Consider the following 1,622-nt stretch of genomic DNA (forward strand, 5'->3'; position numbering starts at 1 on the left):
GTAAAGCCAAGCACAAAGGAGGCGCTGGTATGAAAAGGGCATTTAAGTTGGAGGGGCTAAACTGCGCAAACTGCGCTGAGAAGATAGAAAGGGAAGTCAAGGCCCTGAGGGGCGTTAACTTCGCGTCCGTTAATTTCATGACAGCCAAGATGGTTATCGATGGCGACGATGTCATGTTTGACGAGATCGTCAAGGCAGCACAAGGCATCGTTGCAAGATACGAGCCGGACGTGGTGGTAAAGAAGGCTTAACGATGCGTATTGCGCCGCGCCAAAAGAGGATCGCCGAGATAGCTATAGGTTTGGGGCTTTTCCTTTTTGCCCTATTATTCGAGGCCGAAAACGCAGCCCGGCTGTTGCTTTTTTTGGCTGCCTACGCGGTAACCGGCAGCGACGTGATTTTGAGGGCGGTACGAAACGTCTCGCGCAGACAAATTTTCGACGAAAACTTCCTGATGAGCGTTGCCACTATCGGCGCCTTTTGCATTGGGCATTACAGCGAAGCCGTCGCCGTGATGTTGTTTTACAAGATCGGCATGCTCTTTGAAAGCAGGGCGGTGGAGAAGTCGCGAAGGTCCATCGCCGAGCTCATGAATATACGCCCCGATTATGCAAACTTGAAACGCGGCGAAAACATAGAACGCGTGGACCCTGACTTAGTGAGCGTCGGTGATGTCATCGTCATAAAACCAGGCGAGAAGGTTCCCTTAGATTGCGTGGTTATAGATGGCAGCTCAACGCTTGATACCTCGCCCTTGACGGGCGAATCTATGCCCGAAAGAGTACGTGAAGGCGACGAGATGCCAAGCGGGACCATTAATTTAAACGGCCTGCTAGTCGCACGCGTCACAAAAAGCGCCAGTGAATCGACGGCAAGCAAAATTTTAGACCTTGTCGAAAACGCCGCCGCCAAGAAGTCAAAATCTGAGAACTTCATCACCAAGTTTGCCCGCTACTACACGCCGGCCATTGTTGGAACATCGGCATTCATAGCCGTCATTCCGCCATTGGCGCTTAAAGGAGCTGCCTTTGGCGATTGGATTTACAGGGCGCTTGTTTTCCTCGTAATTTCCTGCCCCTGCGCGCTGGTGATCTCCATACCTATGAGCTTCTTTGGAGGGCTTGGCGCCGCAGCAAGAAGGGGCATCCTCGTGAAGGGAAGCAACTACTTGGAGGCTCTGGCCGACACGGAAGTCGCCGTCTTTGACAAGACGGGCACGCTCACCAAGGGCGTTTTCGAGGTACAAGAGGTCGTCTCAAAAAACCAATATAATAATGAAGAAATTTTAAAGTTCGCCGCCTGCGCCGAAAGCTTTTCAAACCATCCCATTTCCCTTTCGATCAGGCGGGCCTATGGCAAAGAAATCGACGCCGCACTCATTTCAAAGGTCAAAGAAATCCCTGGGCAGGGCGTCATTGCTACCGTTGACGGCCGCTTCGTCGCAGCGGGTAACGCCAGGCTCATGCAGATGCTTGGCATAACCGTCGAAGACCCCGACGATGCTGCAACGGTCGTGCACGTCGCAGTTGACAACGACTACAAAGGCTGCATCGTAATCGCAGACGAGATCAAGGAAGACGCAGCCAAAGCCGTCAGCGATTTGAAGGCTCAAAAGGTAAAAA

At 52.3% G+C, this 1,622-nt stretch carries 2 protein-coding genes; both read left to right on the forward strand.

Annotated features, from left to right (window positions below; translation table 11 throughout):
* The coding region (locus Q7P41_RS00395; RefSeq protein WP_303881159.1) for a cation transporter at positions 1–251 on the forward strand (251 nt) is incomplete at its 5' end.
* A 2-nt stretch (positions 252–253) separates the two neighbouring features.
* A partial coding sequence (locus Q7P41_RS00400) for a heavy metal translocating P-type ATPase (protein WP_303881161.1) occupies positions 254–1,622 on the forward strand: 1,369 nt, incomplete at its 3' end.

The organism is Acetomicrobium mobile, assembly GCF_937920065.1.